At 62.8% G+C, this 23,454-nt stretch carries 19 protein-coding genes and 1 tRNA gene; 6 read left to right on the forward strand and 14 right to left on the reverse strand.

The genetic code is table 11. From position 1 onward, the window contains the following. Nucleotide 1: 1 nt before the first annotated feature. The 5 genes from ABIE35_RS11755 to ABIE35_RS11775 form a co-directional block, all read right to left on the reverse strand. Nucleotides 2-1,627, reverse strand: a complete 1,626-nt coding sequence (locus ABIE35_RS11755; RefSeq protein ID WP_354515071.1) for a gluzincin family metallopeptidase — start codon at nucleotides 1,625-1,627, stop codon at nucleotides 2-4. 109 nt (nucleotides 1,628-1,736) lie between these two features. Beyond that, nucleotides 1,737-2,876, reverse strand: a complete 1,140-nt coding sequence (gene mnmA, locus ABIE35_RS11760; RefSeq protein ID WP_354515073.1) for a tRNA 2-thiouridine(34) synthase MnmA — start codon at nucleotides 2,874-2,876, stop codon at nucleotides 1,737-1,739. Between the two features lie 125 nt (nucleotides 2,877-3,001). Continuing rightward, nucleotides 3,002-4,234, reverse strand: a complete 1,233-nt coding sequence (locus ABIE35_RS11765) for a cysteine desulfurase family protein (RefSeq protein ID WP_354515075.1) — start codon at nucleotides 4,232-4,234, stop codon at nucleotides 3,002-3,004. 72 nt (nucleotides 4,235-4,306) lie between these two features. Next, complete coding sequence (locus ABIE35_RS11770; RefSeq protein WP_354515077.1) at nucleotides 4,307-4,984, reverse strand: hypothetical protein; 678 nt, start codon at nucleotides 4,982-4,984, stop codon at nucleotides 4,307-4,309. Nucleotides 4,985-5,054: 70 nt separating this feature from the next. After that, nucleotides 5,055-5,984, reverse strand: a complete 930-nt coding sequence (locus ABIE35_RS11775; protein WP_354515079.1) for a diacylglycerol/lipid kinase family protein — start codon at nucleotides 5,982-5,984, stop codon at nucleotides 5,055-5,057. Nucleotides 5,985-6,104: 120 nt separating this feature from the next. Here ABIE35_RS11775 and ABIE35_RS11780 point away from each other — a divergent pair, with 120 nt between their 5' ends. The 4 genes from ABIE35_RS11780 (at nucleotide 6,105) to ABIE35_RS11795 (ending at nucleotide 9,194) form a co-directional block, all read left to right on the forward strand. After that, on the forward strand, nucleotides 6,105-7,049 hold the full coding sequence (locus tag ABIE35_RS11780) for a J domain-containing protein (RefSeq protein ID WP_354515081.1): 945 nt from the start codon (nucleotides 6,105-6,107) through the stop codon (nucleotides 7,047-7,049). Nucleotides 7,050-7,095: 46 nt separating this feature from the next. Continuing rightward, nucleotides 7,096-7,563, forward strand: coding sequence for a tRNA (cytidine(34)-2'-O)-methyltransferase (locus tag ABIE35_RS11785; protein ID WP_311212760.1), 468 nt, complete (start codon nucleotides 7,096-7,098; stop codon nucleotides 7,561-7,563). Between the two features lie 190 nt (nucleotides 7,564-7,753). After that, nucleotides 7,754-8,359: an ECF RNA polymerase sigma factor SigK gene (gene sigK, locus ABIE35_RS11790; protein WP_502921383.1), complete on the forward strand. Its 606-nt coding sequence runs from the start codon at nucleotides 7,754-7,756 to the stop codon at nucleotides 8,357-8,359. Between the two features lies 1 nt (nucleotide 8,360). After that, the gene (locus ABIE35_RS11795) at nucleotides 8,361-9,194 is read left to right on the forward strand and encodes an anti-sigma factor (RefSeq protein WP_354515085.1); all 834 of its coding nucleotides are present in this window, start codon (nucleotides 8,361-8,363) and stop codon (nucleotides 9,192-9,194) included. 83 nt (nucleotides 9,195-9,277) lie between these two features. On the opposite strand, the gene ABIE35_RS11800 is transcribed toward ABIE35_RS11795, so the two are convergent. From ABIE35_RS11800 to ABIE35_RS11825, 6 genes are all read right to left on the reverse strand, one after another. Continuing rightward, the gene (locus ABIE35_RS11800; RefSeq protein WP_354515087.1) at nucleotides 9,278-10,681 is read right to left on the reverse strand and encodes a GntT/GntP/DsdX family permease; all 1,404 of its coding nucleotides are present in this window, start codon (nucleotides 10,679-10,681) and stop codon (nucleotides 9,278-9,280) included. Next, nucleotides 10,678-11,223, reverse strand: a complete 546-nt coding sequence (locus tag ABIE35_RS11805) for a gluconokinase (protein WP_280623145.1) — start codon at nucleotides 11,221-11,223, stop codon at nucleotides 10,678-10,680. Before ABIE35_RS11805 ends, ABIE35_RS11800 begins: the two co-directional genes overlap by 4 nt. Before the next feature lie 74 nt (nucleotides 11,224-11,297). Continuing rightward, nucleotides 11,298-12,077 carry a PIG-L deacetylase family protein gene (locus ABIE35_RS11810; RefSeq protein ID WP_354515090.1) on the reverse strand — a complete coding sequence of 260 codons (780 nt, stop codon included), beginning with the start codon at nucleotides 12,075-12,077 and terminating at the stop codon, nucleotides 11,298-11,300. Between the two features lie 5 nt (nucleotides 12,078-12,082). Then, nucleotides 12,083-13,036 carry an electron transfer flavoprotein subunit alpha/FixB family protein gene (locus ABIE35_RS11815; protein WP_354515092.1) on the reverse strand — a complete coding sequence of 318 codons (954 nt, stop codon included), beginning with the start codon at nucleotides 13,034-13,036 and terminating at the stop codon, nucleotides 12,083-12,085. Nucleotides 13,037-13,050: 14 nt separating this feature from the next. Continuing rightward, nucleotides 13,051-13,854, reverse strand: coding sequence for an electron transfer flavoprotein subunit beta/FixA family protein (locus ABIE35_RS11820; RefSeq protein ID WP_354515094.1), 804 nt, complete (start codon nucleotides 13,852-13,854; stop codon nucleotides 13,051-13,053). Between the two features lie 246 nt (nucleotides 13,855-14,100). Next, nucleotides 14,101-15,849 (reverse strand): trypsin-like peptidase domain-containing protein, encoded by a 1,749-nt coding sequence (locus tag ABIE35_RS11825; RefSeq protein WP_354515096.1) that lies wholly within the window; start codon nucleotides 15,847-15,849, stop codon nucleotides 14,101-14,103. A 321-nt stretch (nucleotides 15,850-16,170) separates the two neighbouring features. Here ABIE35_RS11825 and ABIE35_RS11830 point away from each other — a divergent pair, with 321 nt between their 5' ends. Both ABIE35_RS11830 and ABIE35_RS11835 read left to right on the forward strand, forming a co-directional pair. Further along, a complete protein-coding gene (locus ABIE35_RS11830; protein WP_354515098.1) occupies nucleotides 16,171-18,228 on the forward strand; it encodes a TPM domain-containing protein in 2,058 nt (685 codons plus the stop codon). Nucleotides 18,229-18,326: 98 nt separating this feature from the next. After that, the gene (locus ABIE35_RS11835) at nucleotides 18,327-19,115 is read left to right on the forward strand and encodes a PspA/IM30 family protein (RefSeq protein ID WP_207594058.1); all 789 of its coding nucleotides are present in this window, start codon (nucleotides 18,327-18,329) and stop codon (nucleotides 19,113-19,115) included. A gap of 96 nt (nucleotides 19,116-19,211) precedes the next feature. On the opposite strand, the gene ABIE35_RS11840 is transcribed toward ABIE35_RS11835, so the two are convergent. The 3 genes from ABIE35_RS11840 to ABIE35_RS11850 all read right to left on the reverse strand — a co-directional run bounded on the left by ABIE35_RS11840 (nucleotide 19,212) and on the right by ABIE35_RS11850 (nucleotide 23,343). Beyond that, entirely contained in the window at nucleotides 19,212-20,012 is an 801-nt protein-coding gene (locus ABIE35_RS11840) for a GntR family transcriptional regulator (protein WP_354515100.1), read from the reverse strand. Nucleotides 20,013-20,132: 120 nt separating this feature from the next. After that, nucleotides 20,133-20,206, reverse strand: a tRNA-Met gene (locus ABIE35_RS11845). 140 nt (nucleotides 20,207-20,346) lie between these two features. Next, nucleotides 20,347-23,343 (reverse strand): UPF0182 family membrane protein, encoded by a 2,997-nt coding sequence (locus ABIE35_RS11850; RefSeq protein WP_354515102.1) that lies wholly within the window; start codon nucleotides 23,341-23,343, stop codon nucleotides 20,347-20,349. Between the last annotated feature and the right edge of the window lie 111 nt (nucleotides 23,344-23,454).

Here is a 23,454-nt window from a genome sequence, read left to right on the forward strand (position 1 = left end):
CTTAGTCCCCGGTGCCGTGGAACTTGTCCCGGACCCCTGAGGAGGCGGCCTCCTCGGCGTCGTGGTGCTGGTCCGAACCGAACATCTGCCCTTGACGTTCCCTGTCCATCACAGGCTTGAGGGCCGCGTACACCAGCCGGCCACCGGCGTCGAAGCGCAAAAGCCCTCCCCCGCGGATGTCCACGAAGTCCCTGCGGGTTTTCAAGCCAAGGCGCACGTACGCTTCCCGCCGGCTCATCCGGACCGTCTGGATGAACGAGGCTCCTATCTCGGAAATGATGAATCCATCCGGGGACACACGCTCAGAGGTGCGTACACGCGTGGAGCTCAGGGGTGTACGCCGCTCAAGCCGCGCCGCCTCCAGGAGCCGGGGATTCTCCCAGACAAAACGCTGCACCTCCTGGGGATCGGAGCCGAGGGCTGAAAGCCTGATGGGGTAGCGGAGCCCCTGGTAGTTATCCACGCCGCTGATGTTGTTCAAGGAGACCCGACGTATTCCGATGGCGGAGAACTCGTTTTGGATCGCCTCGCGGTATCCGTGATTGTCTTCGGGAACCATGTCGAGGTCGGCCGCGATGATGCCGCGGAGGAGATCCCGCCACGAGACGTCCACAGGTGGCATGTAGGAGAGTCCGCGGATCACCATCCGCAGGACCCGGGTGGCCACAATCGAGCCTGATTCGGCTTTCTGTTGCAGACCTTGGCTGTCCCCGAACCGCGCGTTCCGCTCCGACCACAGACGTTGGACGGCCCGGAGCACCGCCCCCACCACCACGGCACCCCGTGCATGCGGCTCCAGCAGTGACTGCCAACCTTCGGGCACAGCGCCAACGAAGGGCTCGCGCAGTGGCCCGCGGGCGAAGAGGTCACGCGCAAAATCAAAAAGGGAACGCATAAGGATGGCATCATCAACTGCTTGTCCGGCCTCAAACCCACCGCCGGCCGCTTCAAGCTGCCGCGACACCACATCGCGGGAAGAAAAGACGGAAAGGATGGCCACGACGTCGGCCAAGGCCTCGTGCATGGCCAGCTGCTCGGTGGTAGCCATGTGGTCGGCCCACGCCGGCCGGAACCCGTCCAGGATGGCATGTGTCACTTCGTGGGCGACGATATCCCGGTAGAGGGCTGTGGGGACTTTATATCCCATCCGATCCACCGAACCGAAGCGGATGATGTTCGTTCCCCGTTCGTAGCCGGTGTCAGTGGCTGTGATCAGATCCCGCGCTTTGAGAACCACACGCCCTTCCGGGTTCCAGGGCATGCGCCTGCCGAGCGTCGTTTCAAAGATGTCCAAGGTACTCATGGCCACGCCGTAGACGTGCTGTGCCAGGAAACGTGTGTCATCCAGGAGTTCACGCAAACCCGCCGCCGGAGGCTCCGAGATCAGCTGCCAGGGGTCACCCTGTTGCGTCAGCGTCACCGGGGACACAGTGGTTCCACGCCACTTCCTGATGTGGACGGCGTAGCGGTGGCCGGTGGGACCACGCCTGAGGCGTTCGACCGGGATACGGACCTGTGCCGTCAGTGGAGGTGCTCCCGGGGCGCCGATGGGCCCCTCGGCCAGGACAGTCACCGAGACCATCTGCCCGGCTTTGATGTCCCCCGGGCTCTTTTTTGGATATGCCACAGTCATCGCCGTCCCGAATGCGGACCCCAAACACCGCAGCGGAAGCGCTGCTTAGCCCAGTATGGAGGCGCCCCATGGCGGAGGCAATGGGTCTGGCGGGCTAGAGCTCCTAGAGGGCCACGCGCTGAAGGGAACGGGCGGCATCGATGGTTGCCTGCCCCAAAACCCGGCTGCCCTGGTAAAGGACAACTGTTTGTCCCGGAGCCACACCACGGAGCGGATCGGTCAAGGTGACAACGAGTTCGGCCCGCTGAACCCCTGATTCGTCCTCAACAGCTTCCACGTGTGCTTTCGCCGGAACGGGATCCCCGTGCGCCCGTACCTGGGCATGGCAGTCGAACTCCGCACCCGTCGCAACTTCGGCGATGGGCAAGCCTGCCCACGAAACCTTGATTCCACGGATCTCGTCGATGGCAAGCAAAGCTTCGGGTCCCACCACCACTTTGTTTTCCTTGGGACGGATCTCCAGGACAAAGCGCGGCTTGCCATCAGCGGCCGGAGTCCCCAGCTTCAATCCGCGGCGCTGTCCCACCGTGAAGGCGTTGGCACCGGGATGTTCGCCTACCTTGGCCCCGGTCTCGTCAACGATGTCGCCGGTGGTCATATCAATCTTTTCGGCCAGCCAGCCGCGGGTGTCGCCGTCGGAGATGAAGCAGATGTCGTGGCTGTCCGGCTTGTTGGCCACGGACAGGCCCCGCCGCTCCGCTTCCGCCCGTACTTCTGCCTTGGACGGCGTGTCCGCCAGCGGGAACATGGAGTGCTTGAGCTGCTCATGGGTCAGGACGCCAAGAACGTAGCTCTGGTCCTTGGCCCAATCAGCCGCTCGGTGGAGCTCCCGGTTGCCGTCGGCGTCTTCGACCACCTTGGCGTAGTGCCCGGTGCATACGGCATCGAAGCCCAGCGCAATGGCCTTCTCCAGCAGGGCAGCAAACTTAATGCGTTCGTTGCAGCGCATGCAGGGGTTTGGCGTCCGTCCTGCAGCATATTCGTCAATGAAGTCCTGGACGACGTCTTCCTTGAAGCGCTCCGAGAAGTCCCACACGTAGTAAGGAATTCCCAGGACGTCGCAGGCCCGCCAGGCATCACGGGAGTCTTCGATGGTGCAGCATCCCCGGCTTCCGGTACGCAGGGTGCCAGGCATGCGTGACAACGCGAGGTGGACTCCTACGACGTCGTGTCCGGCCTCGACGGCGCGGGCGGCGGCCACGGCGGAGTCAACTCCGCCGCTCATTGCTGCAAGTACTCGCATGCTGGCTTTCTGTGTTGGGGGCTGTGGCAACTGTTCCGGCTCAGAACAGCCGGCGTGCCCATCTATTCTAGCTTGCAATACCATGACTGCACTAAATTCATTGACCCGCCCCACCAAGGCCACCGCTACAAGGACGTCGGCGATCCCTGCCGCGCCACTGTTGCCGCCGTCTGGATGCTGGACTCGTGACCGGCCATTCCTGCCTGCCGTGCCCGTGAGCATGCCTCGGGAAGAGCCTTCAGCAGCGCATCCACATCTGCTTCAGTGGAGCTGTGGCCCAAAGTGAAGCGCTGGGCGCCGCGGGCAGTATCCTCGTCCAGGCCCATGGCCAACAGCACGTGCGACGGGCGCGGGACTCCTGCCGTACAGGCAGAGCCAGTGGACGATTCAACGCCTGCCAGGTCCAGGAGGAAGAGGAGCGAATCGCCTTCACACCCCGGGAACGTGAAGTGGGCATTTCCTGGCAGCCGCCGCTCTCCAACGGCACCACGCAGCACTGCGTCGGGCACGGCAGTGCCGACGCCATCGATCAGACGGTCGCGCAACGCGCTGAGCCTTTCCCGCTCTTTTGCCAGGTTCCCAGTGACCGCCTCAGCTGCGGCGGCGAATGCCGCAATAGCCGGGGTGTCCAGGGTTCCCGAGCGAACGTCACGTTCCTGGCCGCCACCGTGCTGTACCGGCGTCAGTTTCACAGCCCTCCCCAGGAAGAGCGCGCCCACGCCAACTGGGCCGCCCAGCTTGTGCCCCGACACCGACATCGCTGCGAGTCCGCTTCCGCGGAAATCCAAGGGGACCGAACCGAAGGCCTGCACAGCGTCGGAGTGCACCGGGATTCCATGGGGCTTTGCGAGGTCAACGATCTCAGCGACTGGTTGGATGGTGCCCACTTCATTGTTGGCCCACATGACAGTGACGAGCGCAATGGATCCTGGATCCCGCTCGATCTCCCGTTGAAGAAACTCGAGCCGCACAGTACCGGACTCATCGACAGGTAGCCACACAACGTCTGCACCTTCGTGGCGCTCCAGCCACTCCACAGTGTCAAGGACTGCATGATGTTCGACGGCGGAGCACAAGACCCGCGTCCGGCGGGGGTCCTCGTCCCGGCGGGCCCAGAACAAGCCCTTGACGGCCAAATTGTCCGCTTCGGTTCCACCCGAGGTGAAAATGACCTCCGAAGGATGGGCGCCAGCCGCTGCGGCCAGCATTTCACGGGCATCCTCTACGGTGCGCCGGGCGCGACGACCCGCTCCGTGCAGCGAGGACGGATTGCCGGTTCGCGCCAACTCCCGCGTCATGACGGCGAGCGCTTCTGCCGACAGGGGCGTGGTGGCAGCGTGATCGAGGTATACAGGCACCTTGCCATTCTACCGATGGGGCCCGGGACGCAGTTGCCTCTTTCGCAGCCACGACCGTGCACGACAGGCAGCTTAACCTGGCGGGACCACCACAAGCTGGGCCGCCGCTTCAGCACGGGCCTTGTCCAAGGAACCGTCATCCGGGCAAGCCACCGAGACATAAACAGACGACGCCGGAACACTGAACAACCGGGCCATCACCACAGCGGCGTTCCCGCCCGTTGCGGCTGACGATTCCAAAGCAAGGAACTCCACGTTGTGCTGCGGCTTATCCGAGTCCTGTCCCCACCGCAGCGACACCGGCTTCAGGCTTTCCACCGCAATGCCGGGATCAAGGTAGCGGAAGAGTTCCTTGGTGGAAGCTGCGTCATCTTCGGCGACGGTCAAGGGACCCTGGTTGACGCTGACTCGGGCCGCCAGGGTGCAGCCATCATTCTTCCGATACCGGACTTCGCCCTGGAGGCCGGAATGCACCACAGTCCACCCCGGAACTTCTTCCAGCCGGGTTGAGACCGTCACCGGATCCCCCTGGGCCAACGTGTTCCCAGCTGCCAAGGGCAAGTCCTTCGCCGCAACAGCGGCTGCATCATGCCCGGGCGTGATGCTGGGCGTCGCCAGCGTGGACTCCGATGGCGACGGTTTCGGCGCTGCCGGGTCAGGAACGTTAACGGTGCAGCCGGCCATGACGGCGCCAATGGCTGCCAGGGCAGCAATCCCAGCCACCCGTCGTCGAACGTTTCGCGCCACCATCGCTCCTTATCCCCCTGCCATGCCCGATGGCATGGCATCTGCCGCGATCGAGTCTAGCCGTCAGGCCCGCCTACACGAGGACCCGTAGAGCACCTGGAACAATATCGACCTCTACAGGCAACGCACCGATGCGTTCGCCGTCCGCATATGCCACCACGCCCTTGGCCTCCAACCGCACCTTCCGGACACGCATGATCTCCACAGCGGGGTGGCTGATGTGCCTGCCGGCAAATACTTTCGGAAATACTGCAAGGAATCGGAGCCGTGACAATGGTTTGACCACAAAGAGATCCAATAAGCCGTCGTCGGGCGAAGCCTCCGGGGTGATCCGCATGCCGCCGCCGATGTACTGCCCGTTCGCCACCGAAATCAGCAACGCCGACTGGCGATAGGTCACGTCATCGGCAGTCACCGTATAGTCGATCCGTCGGAAGGAACCCAGCTCCATGAGCATCGCAAGGTTGTAGCGGCTCTTTCCGCGCGGCCACCGCCACAAGTTGGCCCGTTCGTTGACCGCGGCATCGAACCCGGCCGAGAGGACCCCGGCGAAATAGGTGGTCCGGCCATCCGCAGCAACCCGTCCGGCGTCGATGGTCCGACCACCTGTAACCATTGCGGCCAGGATCAGGCGGCAGGCAGCGGCGGTGTCATGCAGCGGCAAACCCAGGAGTCGGGCAAGATCGTTACCTGTTCCGCTGGGAACGATACCCAGGGCAACGTCCCGCCCGATGAGCGCGTTGACCCCCAGATGGACCATGCCGTCGCCTCCCACCACCACCAGGGCGTCTACGGCATCGCCGGAAAGGGTTTGGGTTACGAGCCGCAGCAGGGCGTCGTAACTATCCGCTTCGAGGACGACGACGTCCCGTCCTGCTGCGCGGAAGTGCGCTGCAGCGTGGTCCCCGGCGTTGCGGGTCCGGCCAAAGGAAGCTGCAGGGTTTATCGCCACAAGGATCGTCCCCGCCTTGCTGGAGGGGTTTATGGCTTCCGGTGGGGTCACAGCGTGAATTATGCCAGCCGGGAACCACCCGCCCCGATACCAACGTTGACATAGTGGCTGGATAAACTGGCCACTACCGCGCCTCCCTGGAGCGCACCACCTTTAGAGAAGGGCCCGTGCTTGGCCGACGGCAGCAGTTCGCACTATCAGGTTCTCCGTGTTTCCGTCACAGCTACGGACAAGGAGATCAAGGTCGCCTACCGCAAGGCTGCCCGGAAGGCGCACCCCGACCATGGCGGAGAAGCAGAGATGTTCCGGCGCGTGACTCTCGCCTACGAAACCTTGATCGACCCGCGGCGAAGGGCTGAGTACGATCGCAGGTACGCCAACGGCTCCTCAGGCCGCGGCCAGCCTCAGCCAGGGGACTACACGGGCACCGCGGCGCCGGGGCCCTTCGCCACGGGCAGCGTCAAACGACCCCGGACCCAGCGCAACACCGCCGGCGACCCCCCTGTCTACGTCCCGGCCTTCGACGATCCCCATGAAGTGCCGCTCATTTCTGCTGCGGAAGCAGCACGGCAGGTCCATGGGTTACCGCGCAAGCGCGGCATCTTTGGAGCCGAAGCACGGATCCAACGGGAAATGCGTACCGTCCAGCTCATCAGCAGGCAGGTCCTGCCTGCCATTCCTGCGGCCCGGCTCATCAATGGTCTTCGCTCACCGTCGGACAACAACCACATCGACCACGCTGTCCTGTCCGGCTACCGGCTGGCCTTGGTGGGTTCCATGCTCCTCCCCAAGGGCGCCTACGCATGGGATGGCCACTCACTGCGGCACGGTGGCCGTTCCGTCGCTCCCCCACAACTTGCCCATATCGTCCGGCATATGCAGGACATCTTTCCTGAACTCAACGTCACAGGATGGGTTGTCCTGCACAGTCCCGATGGCAACCTGCACGAACCTGTGATCGACCAGTATGGCAAGGGCCAGTCCAGCAACAGTGCCGTGGAAGTAGTCAACGCGGCAGGGCTGGTCAGGGGCCTGAAGCAGTTCCTGAGCTCGGGGCCGGCGCCCAACACCGTGGTGGTTCCGGTTCTGGCCCGGCTGCTGCGCGGGATGCACTAGGCGATCGTGCCGCGGGAGGCTGGTTTGGGCTGGCTAAGATGGAACAGTGTTCCGCATCCTCTTCCACACCCCTGAAATCCCGGGCAACACGGGCAACGCCATCCGCCTGGCCGCCATCACGGGAGCCGAGCTCCATTTGGTGGAGCCCCTAGGCTTCGACTTTTCCGATGCCAAGCTTCGTCGCGCCGGCCTGGATTACCACGACCTTGCGGTGGTCACCGTTCATAAGGACATCGACGCCGCGTGGGAGGCCCTGCAACCCGAACGCGTCTTCGCGTACACGTCCGACGGCGAGACGTCCTATACGGATATCAGCTACCGTGAGGGCGACGTCCTGATGTTCGGGCCGGAGTCGGTTGGCCTGCCGGACTGGCTGAAGCAGGACCCGCACGTCACCGCTCGAGTCCGCCTTCCCATGAAGCCCTCACTCCGTTCGCTCAATTTGGCCAACGCTGCCTCGATCGCCGTGTTCGAGGCCTGGCGCCAGAACGGGTTCGCAGGCGCCAAGGTGTAGCCCATCCAGGGGCGCCACGGCACCGAATACCTTATGCAGGGACAAGTCCTGCAGAAGGATATTCGTTGAGGGAGCATTCGTGACCGCGCTGCAGACCAGGGTGACAACGGTAGTCCGCTGCGCCGCCACGCCCGCAACACCATATGGCCGTGCTGCCGGTTTCAAACGGGACGACATATGCTGGACAGTGATGGACATCCCCAACAACCCCGGCCCCCCGGTCTTCGAGGCCACAGGCAGTGCGACTGACTTGAATACGCAGTTGACTGCCTTGCTCGAGCTCGTGGCTGCCGGTGACCAGCCGGCTTTTGCCGAGTTCTACCGCCTGACCTCACGCCGCGTGTTCGGCATGGCCAAGCGCGTCCTGATTGACCCGGACCTGAGCGAGGACGCCACCCAGGAAGTCTTCCTCCAGGTGTGGCAGGGCGCAGGCAAATTCGATCGCGCTGCCGGAACCCCGCTGGCGTGGCTCATGACCATCGCCCATCGCCGCGCCATTGACCGCGTCCGAGCCGTGCAGGCTGCCACCGACCGCGAGGCCAGATACGGTGCAGCGAGCCAGGACCCCGATCGGGACCTGGTGGCAGAGGAAGCCGACACCAATCTGGAAGCTGAAGCCGTCAGCCGATGCCTCGGCACACTGACAGACACCCAGCGCGAATCCGTCCGCCTTGCCTACTACGGCGGCCTGACGTACCGGGAGGTCGCCGAGCACCTGGGCGCCGCCGTCCCCACCATCAAGTCCCGCATCCGTGACGGTCTGCTGCGCCTCAAGACCTGCCTGGGGGTGGCTTGATATGAGTGAGAACACCAGTGGAGGCTTTATCCGCAGAATGTTTGCCAACGACATCGCTACCGACCTCGCCGAGGGACGCGTCCTCGAGCTGGCTGAGATCTATGCCTTGGACGCGGTCAGTGACGACGAACGGGCCATGATCGATGACTACGTCAAGGACGCTCCCGAAGGTCCTGACTTCCTGGAGCGGGTCCGCGAAGCCCGCGAGATCCTCGCAGTCAGCTTTGCCCCGGAGGAAGCGCCACCGGCCAGGCTCTTCGACAACATCATGGAGCGCATCACCACGGACGCTGCCGCCCAGGCGCCTGCTGGGCCGGTGGCCCCGCCGACGCTGGGTCCCGCCGTCGACGACCTCGCGGCCGCCAGGGCCAAGCGCGAGGAACGCCAGCGCACCGGTGGCGCACGCAGATGGATCATCGGTGCGGCCGCAGCGGCCGTGATCGCGCTTGGGGGCATCGGTGTGGGTGCCTACGTCTCGGTGCAGAACGACCCCGTCAACCAGGTGCTGCAGGCACAGGATGTCCAGCAGAAGTCCGCGCCCGTTCCCGGCGGTGGCACGGCAACCATCTCCGCGTCCTCGGCCAAGGACTCCTTCGTGGTTCTGATGGATGGCGTTGCACCCGCCCCGGAGGGCAAGGTCTACCAGCTGTGGACCCTGCCCAAGGACGGCTCCGCCCCGGTGCCACAAGGCACCATGGACGCCCAGACACTCTCCAAGCCAGCCGTTGTCAAGGGGCTGTCCTCAGCTTCGTCCGTTGCCATCACCGTGGAACCCACGGGCGGATCAAGCGCCCCCACCACAGACCCTGTCCTGGTGGTCGCGTTGAGCGCCTGACCCTGAACGGGAATTAACACACGACGGCGGCCGTCTCACCATGGGGACGGCCGCCGTCGAGCTTTATGGAGTCGCTTTCGCAGCTATAACAAGAGCGACAGAAGCATCACGAAGCCGAAGCCGACCACGGAAATCAGTGTCTCCATGACGGACCAGGTCTTGAACGTCTGCCCAACGGTGAGCCCGAACAGTTCTTTGACCAACCAGAATCCGGCGTCGTTGACGTGGGACAGGAACAGCGAGCCTGCCCCGATGGCCAGGGCCAGCAAGGCCGCGTGCGTCGGGCTCAGGCTGTTGGCAAGGGGTGCCACGATGCCGGCGGCCGTTACAGTGGCAACCGTCGCAGACCCTGTGGCGAGGCGGAGCGCCACAGCAACGATGAAGCCGAGGACCAAGACCGACATATTGGCGCCCTCCGCCCATTTCTTGACGGAGTCCCCCACGCCGGCGCCGATCAAGGTCTGCTTGAAACCGCCACCGGCACCGACAATGAGGAGGATCGCCGCGATGGGACCCAGGCTCTCGCCGAGCTTGGCCGTGATCCTGCTGCCAGTGAAGCCCACGGCGTAGCCGAAGGTAACTATGGCCAGCAGCACGGCCAGTGTCATGGCCACCAAAGGCTGGCCCACAAAGTCAAAGAAGATCCGAATGGCAGGTGCCGTCTCAGGGTTCGGCCAGATGATGCCGCCCAAAGCCTTCAGCAGCATCAGCACCACCGGGAAGATGATGGTCAGCAGCGTTACCAGGAACGATGGCTGGCGCTTGACCTCACTCAGGTCAGCCGCGTGCTGGGTGTCGATGCCACCGGCTACGGCCGGCGCGTCAACAGGCACCCACCGCGCTGCGAGTCGGGAGAAGAGCGGACCACAGATGATGACGGTGGGAATCGCCACGAGGATGCCAAGACCGAGTGTTGTTCCCAGCTCGGCCTTAACGGCGCTGATGGCAATCAGCGGCCCCGGGTGCGGCGGTACCAGTCCGTGCAGTACGGACAAGCCGGCCAGCGCAGGGATGGCGATGCGCATCAGCTTCATCTTGGACCGCTGGGTGACCAGGACGATCACCGGAAGCAGCAGCACGAGTCCGATTTCGAAGAACATGGGCAAGCCAATGATCACGGCTACCAGGGTGATCATCCAGACCAGCTTGTTGCCGCTGGCTTTGGCCAACAAGGTGTCCACCACACGGTTGGCGCCACCGGAATCGGCCAGCAGCTTGCCGAGCATGGCTCCGAGCGCGATCAGCAGCCCGACTTCCTTGAGGACACTGCCAACCCCGTCTTCGAAGTTGGTGATGACCTTGCCCAGTTCCACTCCGGAGGCCAGGCCCACGAAGGCAGATCCCAGGACAAGCGCCAGGAACGGGTGGAGCTTCAATTTCGCGATCAGTACGACGATCAGCGCAATGCCCAGTGCAGCGACCACAAGGAGTTGGGTGTCGTGCCCGCTCCATTCCTGCACTTGCATCGCGGTATCCAGGACCTTCACGAGACGGTCGATTCGGTACCGGCACCAGCAGGCCGAAGACCCAGCCGGTCAATGACCTCGTCGGCTTCTTCGGCCGGCGATGCGGAGACGCACAGCGAGATGTGGTTCTCGTCTTCCGTCGGCTCCTCCAGGGCGTCGAATTGGGATTCAAGGAGCGACGGCGGCATGAAATGGCCGTGCCTGGATGCAAGGCGATCAGAGATCTTGTCTTTGCTCCCCTGCAGGAAGACGAACACTACGCCTTCGCCGCGGAGAACATCGCGATACTTCTTCTTCAGCGCCGAGCAGGTAATAATGGCCGGCGTTCCAGCCTCCACGTGCTCCCGGATCCAGTCCGAAATGATACCCAGCCACGGCCAGCGGTCCTCATCACTGAGGGCTTGGCCGGCCTGCATTTTAGCCACGTTCGCTGCGGGATGAAGGTCGTCGCCCTCAGCCAGGTCCCATCCCAATTTTCCGGCCAGAACGCCGGCTACGGTCGATTTCCCGGAACCGGAGACTCCCATAATCACCAGTACGGGTTGTTGCGCAGTCTTCGCCATCAAAGTCTGCCTTCCTCGAATAAATATGATTTAACCGAGATCAAGCATATGACACGGGTTACACCACGGCAACGTCAGAAGCCGGCGATGGTGCTCGACCCGTTGACTGACACCACATGGAAGCCCTCAGCACTGGTCCCGGCAGGCAGCCTGGCACGTTCTCCATTGGCCAGCATCAAGTCCCTGACAACACGCTCCATGCCGTCAATATCGGGATGCTGGCTCGCATGGATGCGGATTGCTTCCAGCTTGGCATCGACCTGGCTTGAGACATCCACAAAGTGGTTCTCGCGGTCCTCCGGGCTGGAAATAAACCACAACCACGGCAACTTGTAAGCGTCCAGGCCTGCCTCCGCCAGTTCCGGGTAGGCAAAGGGATTCTCCACCGCTGGATAAACAGCCCGGGTGACGGCCTCGCCGGCCGCGAGGTGGTCCGGATGGCTCTTCTGGAGCCGATCCCAGTTACGTTCCGGGTGCATGGTCAGCACGATGTCCGGACGGATTTCCCGGATCAGTTTCACCACCTGCTTGATGACGCCATGCGTCGGTTCAAGATAGCCATCACGCTCGTGCAGATAGTGGATGTCGCTGACGCCCACCAGGGCGGCTGCCTGCTTCTGCTCCTCCGCGCGGAGCTCGATGATCCGTTCCCTGTCCACCGGATCAAAGCCTCCGGCGTCGCCGTCAGTCATGATGCAATAACTGACCTCGACGCCAGCCGCCGTCCATGCCGCAATAGTGCCGGCGGCTCCGAAGTCGATGTCGTCAGGATGGGCAGTAAAACAAAGCACCCGCTCAACGCGCTCCAAGGAGGCGTCGAACGGGCTTTTTGCTGACGAAACGCCAGGAGACAAAGGGATCAGCCTTTCCGCTTCTTGATCTCGGCAGTAGCCTGCGGAAGAACCTTGAAGAGGTCGCCGATGATGCCGTAGTCGGCAATTTCGAAGACCGGCGATTCTGCGTCCTTGTTGATGGCCACAATGACCTTGGAGGTCTGCATGCCGGCCTTCTGCTGGATGGCTCCGGAGATGCCTGCCGAGATGTAGAGCTGGGGCGAAACCGTGACACCGGTCTGGCCCACCTGGGCGTCGTGCGCGATCCAGCCGGCGTCGGTAGCAGCGCGGGATGCACCCACTGCGGCTCCCAGCGCGTCTGCAAGCTCTTCCACGGGACCGAAGTCGCCGTCCACGCCTCGGCCGCCGGCCACGACGATCCGGGCTTCGCTGAGGTCCGGGCGGCCACTGACCGGTTTCTCGGACCGCGCCGCGATGCGTGCAGAGTTCGCCAAGGCGTCCGCCGGGACATCAACCGTGACAGATGCGGGAGTTCCCGCTGCGCCTGCCGGTACAGGCTCAACGTTGTTGGCCTTGACCGAAAGGACCGTCACCGAAGTGGTGGCCTTGGCCGTGGTGTTGTAAGAGCCTGCGAGAACCGACTTGTGCGCGGTGCCGTCAGCCTCCACGCCCACGACGTCGGTGATAACGCCGGCGTTGAGCTTGATACCAAGCCTGCCCGCGATTTCCTTGCCCTCCGGCGAGTTGTCCAGGAGAACGGCTGTTGCTCCCGAAGCGTGCACGACAGCGGCGAGGTAAGCGGCTTTCGGGCCCACCAGGTAGTTGTCGAGGTCGTCCGCCGACGGCTGGTAAACGGTGGCGACGCCGTAGGCACCCAAGGTGGCGGCGACGTCGTCGTGCAGCTCACCGGAGAACGCCACGGCGGTCTCGCCCAGCGAGCGGGCGATGGTCAGGAGCTCCAGGCTGCTCTTCTTAAGAGCTGCTCCCGGGTTATCAATGAAAACAAGTGCATTTGCCATGGTTGCGATCCCCTTTAGAGCAGCTTCTGTGCGGCGAGGAAGTCGACCAGCTTGATGCCGGCGTCGCCGTCGTCGGTGATGATGGTGCCGGCTGTCCGCGGCGGACGGGCCTCCGCAGACTCCACCACGGTCCAGGAGCCAGCCAAGCCCACCTGCGAGGCGTCCACACCGATGTCGGCCAGCGACAGTGAGGCAATCTTCTTCTTTTTCGCCGCCAGGATGCCCTTGAAGTTGGGATAGCGCGGCTCGTTGATCTGGTCTGTCACCGAAACAACGGCAGGAAGCTGCGCCTCAACGGTCTCAGAGAAGGCGCCGGCATCACGGCGGGCCGTGACCTGGCTGCCCGCAACCTCAAGGCTGGAAGCAAAGGTGACCTGCGGGAACTGCAAGCGCTCGGCCAGCTGCGCCGGGATCAGCGAGGTCTCACCATCAGTGGACGCCATGCCGGTCAGGACCAGGTCCACCGGGCGGCCGTCGGCCGAAAGGTGGCGGATGGCGGCCGCGAGAGCCAGTGAGGTGGCCGCGGCATCCGAACCGGCCAAAGCGTCATCGCTCAGGTGCACGCCCGAGTACGCACCGATCTGGAGCGACTTCTTCACCGCGTTAACGGCGCCGGACGGTCCCATGCTCAGGGCGATGACCTCATTGCCGGCCTTCGGTCCGCCACGTTCCTCGGCCAGCTGCAGCGCTGCCTCAAGTGCGTACTCATCCAGCTCGGACAAGATGCTCTCGTCACGGTCGGTTGTGTTGCCAGGTCCGGTGATGTGCCGGTCGAACTGCGCGTCCGGGACGTGCTTGACCAGAACGACAATCTTCAATGTCTCTTCCACTGTCTTCGAAGCAGCCTTCCATGCTTGTGGACGGCCAACCGCAACAGCGTGGCCGTGAATTGCCCAGCGCGTGGGCTCGTCCTAGCTAAGCATATTGCCCGCAGAAAACCACTCCCAGCGTTAACCCCTGTTTCAGATTCCTTTGGCCGACGTTGTCGCTTGCATGTCGGGAACGCCACGACGGCGGGCGCCACCCGTGAGGTGACGCCCGTCGTCGTACGCTGTTCCTGCCGCCTATTGCTGGGCGGCGTCGAGGGTGACCTCGACCTCCTGGGACTGTCCACCGCGCTGAATGGTGACCTTGACCTTGGCACCGGCCGGCTGCTCGCGCACAGCGGCGGTCAGCTGGTTCGGGTCGCTGACCGTGTAATCTCCGAACTTGGTCACGACGTCGCCAACCTTGATACCGGCCTTCGCTGCGGCCGAACCGGTGGTCACCGCGGCAACCTCTGCACCCACGGAGAACCCGGAATCGCTGCCCGTGGACGACTTGGAGCGAACCGACACGCCGAACTGTCCGTGGCTGGCCTTGCCGGACTCGATGATTTCCTGGGCCACGCGCTTGGCGTGATTGATCGGCACGCTGAAGCCAACGCCGATGTTGCCGGTGGAGGAATCGGAGGTTCCGCTGCCCGCAGAGGCGATGGCAACGTTGACACCAATGACTTCGCCCTTGTTGTTCACCAGTGCACCACCGGAGTTGCCCGGGTTGATGGCAGCATCAGTCTGGATGACATTGATGGCAATGGAGCCTTCGTTGGCCGAGCGCTGGCTCTGGCCACCGTTGGGAGGCGCGAATTGGAAGCCCTCGTCGCCGCCCTGGCTCTCGTCAGGCGTTCCCTCCGGCACTGCCGACGAAGCAACGCTGATGGTCCGGTTGAGCGTAGAGACGATGCCATCCGTCACGGTGCCAGTGAGGCCCAGCGGCGAACCGATGGCGACGGCGGTGTCCCCCACGTTGATCTTGGAAGAGTCACCGAGCGTTGCCGGAACCAGTCCGGAAGCGTCGCTGACCTTGATCACGGCGAGGTCTGACAACGGGTCAGTGCCCACAACGGTTGCCTTGAGAACCTTGCCGTCGCTGGTCCGTACCTCAATGGCGGCGTTGGCCGTTGCGCCGTCGAGCGTCACAACGTGGGTGTTCGTCAGGATGTGGCCCTGGTCATCGAGGATGATGCCGGAACCGGTTCCGCCCTCATTGCCACTGGTTGCCTTGATGGTTACCACGCTGGGCGACGCCTTGGCGGCAGCCGCGGTGATCACGTTCACGTCATCCTTGTTGTTGACGATGACCGTGCTGGACTGCCCACTGCTTGAGGCTGCCGGGGCCGGTTGGTCCCAAAGCGCATTGCTTCCGGCCACAACGCCGCCACCGATCAGTCCCGCAGCCAGCATGCTGGCTACCAGGGTGCCCACACCGAACGCAGGCTTGCGCTTGGTGGGGCCATTGGCGTTGGCGTGAGCGTGCGGCATTCCAGGACCATGCTGGCCCTGAGGGCTGGCTCCTCCGCCGTAGAACGGCTGGTGCTGGGGGTAGCTGGGGCGGTGGGCCGGGTCCTGCTGTGGCACGCCGTAGTACTGCGGCTGCTGCGTGTTGGCGTTGGGCTGGGCGGACGGCTGGGCCGGGGCCGCGTGCTGGCTGGCGTGCTGCCCTCCGTGCTGTGCGGTGTACTGCTGGGGTGTGTGCTGGGCCGGGGCCGCGTGCTGGCTGGCGTGCGGCGCCGGGGCGCTCTCCTGGCCGGGCTGAGGCTGTTGTCCGGGCTGGCGCTCCTGACCTGGTTGGGACTCCGGGGCGGCATTCGACTTGAAGGCCGGCAGCGGCGTAGTGGGCTGTGCAGAGTTCTCCGCACCTGCCCCTTGCCCTGACGTCCAGGCAGGCTGCTGCTGGGTGGCGGTGGCATCACTGTGGTCGCTGGTGGTGTCCCGCGGCTCTGATGGCTCGCGATCCTCCGGTGCGGTGCCCTGCGCTGGGTTCTCCGTCATGGGTCTTCCTTTCGTCCTTGTCTCCTACAACTATGGACCCAGTAACTGGAACAAAAGCGGACGTTCGCTGGGAGCTTCCTGAAAGTCACGCGCGGCCTCTCCCGACTCCTGTCGGATTACTCTCAACGACTGGCCAATCCTGCCCGATTCTATATTTCGCTGGTGGCATATTCACTCCTGTGGACGGGCCATGGGGTGCACCATAGAATCAAGAGGAATTGCCACAGCGACCTGCGGCTTTACACCATGCGTGGGGGCGCTGAGCATTCTGTGACGATTGGTACGCCTTGTTCCAGTCGCAGACGTGCTGAAGGGTTGCACATGCGGTCAATAGTTAAACGCGTACTCGCCGTGATCGGCCTGGCTGGAATGTTGGCCTTCCCGGCCACTGCCGCTTGGGCCACCGATCCGGTGACCATTCCGTCCGGCCAGAACATCGTGGACGACGCCAACGTCCTGGGCAGCCGAAAAGGCGAGGTCCAGGAGGCCATCCAAAAAACGCTCAAGGACCACAAGTACAACCTGTACGTGGTGACGGTGGATTCCTTCACGAATCCGTCGTCCCCAACAGAGTGGACCAAGGCTGTGGCCGAGAAGAAGGGCATGGGTAAGCCGGACGCCATTCTGGCGATCTCCACGGCCGGGCAGTACAACTTTGCCCTGAACTCGGGCAGCTCCATCTACTCCAAGCAGTCAGCAATCGCGCAAAACGCCGTTGTTGCCAATCTGGCAGGCGGCAAGAAGGACTACGCCCAGGCAGCCATAGATACAGCCGCTGCCATCGGCGATGCCGCGGGCGGCGGAAGCGGGACAGTGCCCAGCGGGAATGCCGGCGTCGGCGTCCTTGTCGGTGTTGGCGTGGTGGCGGCGGGTGGCGCCGGAACTTACCTCTACCTGCGCAACCGTCGCAAGAAGGGCGGCACCAAGGCTGTCAGCGCGAGCTACGGACCGCAAGGTGAACAGCTCGATCCGCTCGCAGGGCTGAGCATCCCCGAGCTGCGCCAGAAGAGCGGCTCGCTGTTGATCGAGGCGGATGACGCCATCAAGTCCAGCGAGCAGGAACTCGGATTCGCCCAGGCACAGTACGGTGATTCCGCCATTGGCAACTTCACAAAAGCCTTGGAAGAAGCCAAGGCCCACATGACGGAGTCCTTCAAGCTTCAGCAGCAGTTGGACGATCACATCCCTGACACTGAGGAACAGCAGAGAAGCTGGCTCGGCGAAATCATCCGTAGGTCAGAGGCAGCACTTGCGTCCCTGCGAGACCAGAAGGCCGACTTCGACTCTTTGCGTGAGTTGGAGAAGAATGCTCCCCAAGCTTTGGCAGCAGTTTCTGACGGAGCCAAGGCAGCAGATTCAAAGATCGCGAACGCCGAGCAATCCCTTGAGGGTCTCCGCGCCAAATACGCCGAATCTGCCTTGACCCAGGTCTCTGACAACATCCTGCAGGCAAAGGAACGCCTCGCGTTCGTACAGAATGCTGTCACCGCCGCACAGGAAAAACTGTCCAGCGGCGAGAACAGCCTTGCCGCTGTGGCAGTTCGTGCCGCCGAGGAAAGCCTTCACCAGACCAACGTGTTGATCGATGCGATTTCCAAAACGGCCGGCAGCTTGGATGAGGCACGGGCATCCCTGGAAAGCGCAGTTGCAGAGACCAGCCAGGACCTTGCCCAAGCCCGGGCCATGATCCAATCCGGCGAACATCCGGAACTTGCCGGCCCTGTGGCCGGTGTGGAGGCAGCGTTGGCGCAGGTGAAAACCGAAATCCAGGGCGGGAAGATCGATCCCATCGCGACGCTCAGCCGCGTAGAGTCTGCCCACCAGGCTCTGGATCAGTCGTTGTCCGGTATCCGTGACCAGCAGGAGCAGGCCCGCCGTGCACAAGCGTCACTGCAGCAGACCATCATGGCCGCACAAGCACAGATCAGCGCCACGTCGGACTACATCACCGCCCGACGCGGCGGCGTAGGCACGGAAGCGCGAACCAGGTTGGCCGAGGCCCAACGCAATCTCGATTACGCGCTGTCCATCTCACGCAATGATCCTGTCACTGCACTGACCTACGCCCAGCAGGCGCACTCACTTGCTGCCCAAGCGGCCCAACTTGCACAGTCCGATGTAGACCAGTTCGGCTATGCCGACCAAGGCCAAGGCTATGGACGCGGTGGCATGTTCGGCGGTGGCGGCGGAGGCGGCCTCGGCGGTGCCATCCTCGGGGGTATCCTCATCAACTCCATTCTCAATGGCGGCGGAGGCGGCTGGGGCGGCGGCAATGACGGCGGAGGCGGCGGCGGGTTCTTCGGCGGCGATTCCGGTGGCGGCGGAGACTGGGGCGGCGGCGGAGGCGACTTCGGCGGCGGAGACTCCGGCAGCTTCTAGCCCGACAGACTAGGTGGGGTCCATGCCCCGCATAGAAGCGGTACAACAACAGATCACTGATTTCAGTGGCACCACTGAGCAGGACGAAAGGCAACACCATGGTTAAGCAGTCCATTTTCGGTCGGATCTCACAGCTCGCCAAGGCAAACATCAATGCTTTGCTGGACCAGGCTGAGGACCCGCAGAAGATGCTGGACCAAATGGTCCGCGACTACACGAACAACATTGCCGAGGCCGAATCAGCCGTGGCCCAGACCATCGGTAATCTCCGGATGTTGCAGGCGGACTACAACGAGGACATCAAGAACGCCCAGGACTGGGGCAACAAGGCCCTTGCGGCATCCCGGAAGGCCGACGAGTACCGCGCCGCCGGCGACACCGTGGATGCCCAGAAGTTCGACAACCTTGCCAAGGTGGCCATCCAGCGCCAGATGACCGCGGAGTCCGAGGCCAAGGCAGCTGAGCCGAGCATCGCATCCCAGACTGAGGTAGTGGACAAGCTCAAGACCGGGCTCGACCAGATGAAGGGCAAGCTGAACCAGCTCACTGCCAAGCGCAACGAGCTTGTGGCACGCTCCAAGACCGCCGCGGCGCAGTCCCAGGTTCACGATGCCCTCAAGAGCATCGACATCATGGATCCCACCAGCGAGGTAGGCCGCTTCGAAGAGAAGATCCGTCGCGAAGAGGCCAAGGTCCTGGGCCAGCAGGAGCTCGCCAGCTCCAGCCTCGACGCCCAGTTCAACCAGTTGGAGGACCTTGGAGAGCAGACGGAGATCGAGGCCCGGCTTGCAGCATTGAAGTCCGGTGGCTCCAAGCCTGCCATCGGCGCCGGCGCAGCCGCTACCACCGGCTCAACTGTCGACGAAGCTGACTTCGATAAGCTCTAGCACTTATCGGGCATAATGCCCGTGGTGTACCGCTGAACCAAGCCAATGGGCCGGATCCTGGAAAGGATCCGGCCCATTGGCTTTGATGGCATGTACCTAGCCCGCTGCAGTTTGAACCACGGAATCCTGTCCGGGGCTGACATCAGTGGCCACCTCGGCACGGATCTCGAACCCTTTCGGATGGAAGTAAGTCACTGTGCATTCCAGCACCTCGCCGTGGGGGCCCAATGTGGTCCGCTCCAGGCGAGGCACCATGGCGAAGCCACGGACGTTAAGCGCGTCTGCGAGGTGCTCCGGCGGCTCATGCATGGTGACGGTGATTTCCGCCCGCTGGAGCGGCTTCAGCGTCCTGTCCTGGATGACTTGGTAGATGGAATTACGTTCGGCATCCGCAAGGCTGATGTGGCGCCCGATGTGCGAAGGGATGAAAATCTCCGCAATGGCATACGGCCAGCCGGCACTTGAATACGATCGGCGGATCACCAGGACAAGGTTGTCATCAGAGACCAGCTTTGCTGGCACTGACTTGTCCTTTTCCATCCATTTGTATTCGATAAGGCCTTTGACGGTCTTCATCCCCGCCGCCGTGAACGTCTCCATGAAAGGAGCCAGGCGGTTCAGCATTTTTACCGGGCGTTGGGCCATTACGAACGTTCCCTTGCCCTGCCTGCGAACCAACAGTCCTTTGACCACGAGCGTTTCTATCGCCTTCCGGACTGTGGTGCGGCTGATGCCGTACTCGTCCATCAGGGACTCTTCCGTAGGTATCCGGGATCCTGGCTCCAGCCGGCTGACTTGGTCCACCAAAACGTCAGCCACCTGCTGGTAGACAGCAATGGGACTGTCCCTCTGAAGGACTTCACGGGTGAGGCCCGGCTTGACGTCTTCTTTGACCATTGGGTCCCATCCCCTTTCCTGCCTCAGCAAATCCGGATCTGATGCTAGCACCCGTCATCACGCACTTCGCTTAAACAAAAGATCCGGATCAGTAAAAACTGATCCGGATCTTTTCTCCAGTTGCGGGGACAGGATTTGAACCTGTGACCTCTGGGTTATGAGCCCAGCGAGCTACCGAACTGCTCCACCCCGCGTCGCAAGAACAACATTACCGTCCGGTGAATGGGAGACCAAATCCTGGCTGCGTGATGTGCGTCTCCCCAAACTGAGAGGGCCGGTGACCGCTCCGAAAGGAGCGGGCACCGGCCCATATCAGTCGCCTTTTTCGCCAGGCCTAGCTGCTCGGAGAAGGCGACGGTGTGGCGCTGGGGCTGGCCTCCGGTGTTGCCGAAGGAGTCGCCGTGGCGCCCAGACGCGTTTCCGCATCCAGGGCCTTCTTCAGCGCCTCAGACAACTTGGTCTGCTGGGCGCCGTAAGCGGCAAAGTCGCCCTTCGCCAATGCGGCCTGGCCATCCGTGATCGCCTTGTTGGCCTCGTCCAGTGCTGCCTTGAGGTCAGCCTTGGCATCGGTGGGACCAGCGGGCGGCGTCGTGGTGCCCGGAGGCGAAGTGGGCGTTTGGCCATTGTTGTCCGCATCGCCGGCAGTAGCACCGGAGTTGCCGCCGAACAGCTGGTCCAAGGCCTCGTCCAAAGTTGGCGCAAAGCCGATCTTGTCACCGAAAGCCACCAGCACGCGCTGCAACGTCGGGTAGGACGTCTCACCGGTGGACTTCAGGTAGACGGGCTGCACGTACAGCAGACCGCCACCCACGGGCAGCGTCAACAGGTTGCCGTTCAATACGTCCGAGGCGCCCTGCCGCAGGAGGTTCAGCGCCTGGGACACGGTGGGATCGGAGTTGAACTTGTTCTGTGCCTGGCCCGGCCCGGGGACTTGGGTATCGGTTGGGAGCTCCAGGAGCCGCAGTTTTCCGTAGCTCTCCCCCTTGACGCCCTTTACATTTCCGGCATCAGAGTCCGCAGCAAGGAAGCCATACAGGATGTTCCTCGCACTGCCGTTGACCGTCTGTGGAATGAAGGACGATGTCAGCTGGAAGGCAGGCTTCTCCTGGTCAGGCATCTGCAGCGACATGTAGAACGGCGGCTGCTTGACGGGTTCGGAAACAGTGGGATCGTTCGGAACGCTCCAAGCATCGTTGTTCTGGTAGAAGCTGTCCGGATCCGTCACGTGGTAACGGCCCAGAAGCTCACGCTGGACCTTGAAGAGATCCTCCGGATACCGAACGTGGCTCATGAGGTCGCCAGACATCTCCGAGTAGGGCTTGATGACGGTCGGGAAGACCTTCTGCCAAGCCTTCAGGATGGGGTCCTGATCGTCCCAGGCATAGAGGTTCACTGAACCGTCGTAGGCATCCACGGTGGCCTTGACCGAGTTGCGGATGTAGTTGACCGAGCTGTTGGGCAAGGCAACCGTGCGGCCCGCGCTGGTTTGCGAGTCGGCAGTGGCGTTCTGCAGCTGCTGCGGCTGCGAATACGGGAAGTACTGGCTGGTGGTGTAGCCGTCAACAATCCACTTCACTCGACCATCGACGACTGCCGGGTACGCATTGCCGTCAACAGTCAGGTACGGGGCCAGCTTCTCGACGCGTTCGCGGGGATTGCGTTCGTACAGGATCTGGGACTCAGCATTGACACCATCTGAAAGCAACAGGTCCGAAGACTGGAATTTGATGGAGTAGAGGATCCGGTTGAGCCAGTTTCCAACGTTGGGACCGCCATTGCCGCTGAAGGTGTACTGGGTCTCTCCCCCGCCTTCGCGGCCTGCTGGCCGGTCCTGCTCACGGTTCGGCGCACCATCAGGCGCACCCACGATCGAGTACTCGGGAGAGTTCTCGCCGAAGTAGATACGGGGCTCGTAGGTGGTGTCATTGCCGAGGACACCATTTGACGGAATGCCGGACTGCAGGAACTCCGGCTTTCCATCAGCGGTGAACTTGTTGCCCTTGGCAGCCACAACACCGTAACCATGGGTGTAGACGATGTGCCTGTTGACCCACGTCTGCTGGTTGGCGCTCAGGCCATCCGGGTTCAACTCGCGAACTGCGATCACTGTGTCCTGAACCTTGCCGTCAACCATGTAGCGGTCAACATTAAGGGTCTGGGGGAACTGGTAGTACGGGCGGTACTGTTCCAGCTGCGCGAACGCTGAAGAAATGAGGTTCGGGTCCAGAAGGCGGATGTTCGCAGTGGTTTGCGCATCTGCAGCGAGCGCGCCAGTCGTGGCTGTGGTGGTGGCGTTGTAGGCCGAGACATCAATCTGGTCCAGGCCATACGCGGCCCGGGTCATCTTGATGTTGCGGTCGATAAATTCCTTCTCCAACGTGTTTTCCGAAGGACGTACTTGGAACTGCTGGATAACCCACGGATAGACACCGCCGGCCAGGATGGCTGTGATGACCAACATGGCGGTACCGATGACCGGCAGGCGCCAGCGTCCGATGACCGCGGCAATGATGAACAGAATGGCCACAAGCCCCGCGGCAACCGCGAGGATCGCTTTGGTGGGAACTACGGCATTGACATCCGTGTAGAGGGCACCGGCCCAGCGGCCGGAGTTGCTCTGCACCGTGGTGTAACGGTCCAGCCAGAAGTTGACACCCAGCAGGACCAGGAAAAGTGCACCGGTCACAGCAATGTGGATCTGGGCAGCGCGGCTGGTGAAAATACCGCGCTCCATCAGGCGGATGCTGCCGTAAAGGTAGTGGGTCAGGATTCCGGCGATGCCCGCTACCACGGCGATGCTGATCAGGAAGCCCGTGACGAAGCCCAGGAAGGGAAGCGACATCAGGTAGAAGCTGATGTCGAGGTTGAACAGCGGATCCGTCTGTCCGAATGGCTCCTGGTTGAAGAACAGCAGGGCCTTCTGCCACTGGCTGGCCGCCGCGCTGCCGGCAAACAGGCCAAACAGGATGGGCAGGCCGATCATGACAACCCGGCGTACAGGCTCAAGCTGGGCCTGGTAGCGGTTGAGGTTATCCCGCGACTCTGCATCCGGTGCATAAACGGGGCGGGAGCGGTACGCGATCCTGATGGCAAAGAACACAGCAGCGAACATCATGGCGAAACCGATCAGGAACGTGATGATCCTGGCCAGGTTTTCGCGTATGTACACTTCGAAGAAACCAAGCTGCTGGTACCAAAGGACGTCGGTCCACACATTGGCGAAGAAAATGAACCCGACGACGGCCACTGCAACGACAATGAGCGTCGGCGTCAGGGCACCTCGTCTCAGCGGTGATCTTCCGGGCGGGTTGGAGCTGGCGGGACGGGACAAACTCTGTACCTCATTGGTGTCAGTGAACAGTCGGTATGCGAGTGGTTGACATTCTCTGCCGCTGGGATATGGCGGAGGCCGTCATATATGCCACGAGTGGCGGTGGAGCTA

This window comes from Paenarthrobacter sp. 4246, from assembly GCF_040546855.1.
In the GTDB taxonomy this organism is placed as follows: Bacteria; Actinomycetota; Actinomycetes; order Actinomycetales; family Micrococcaceae; genus Arthrobacter.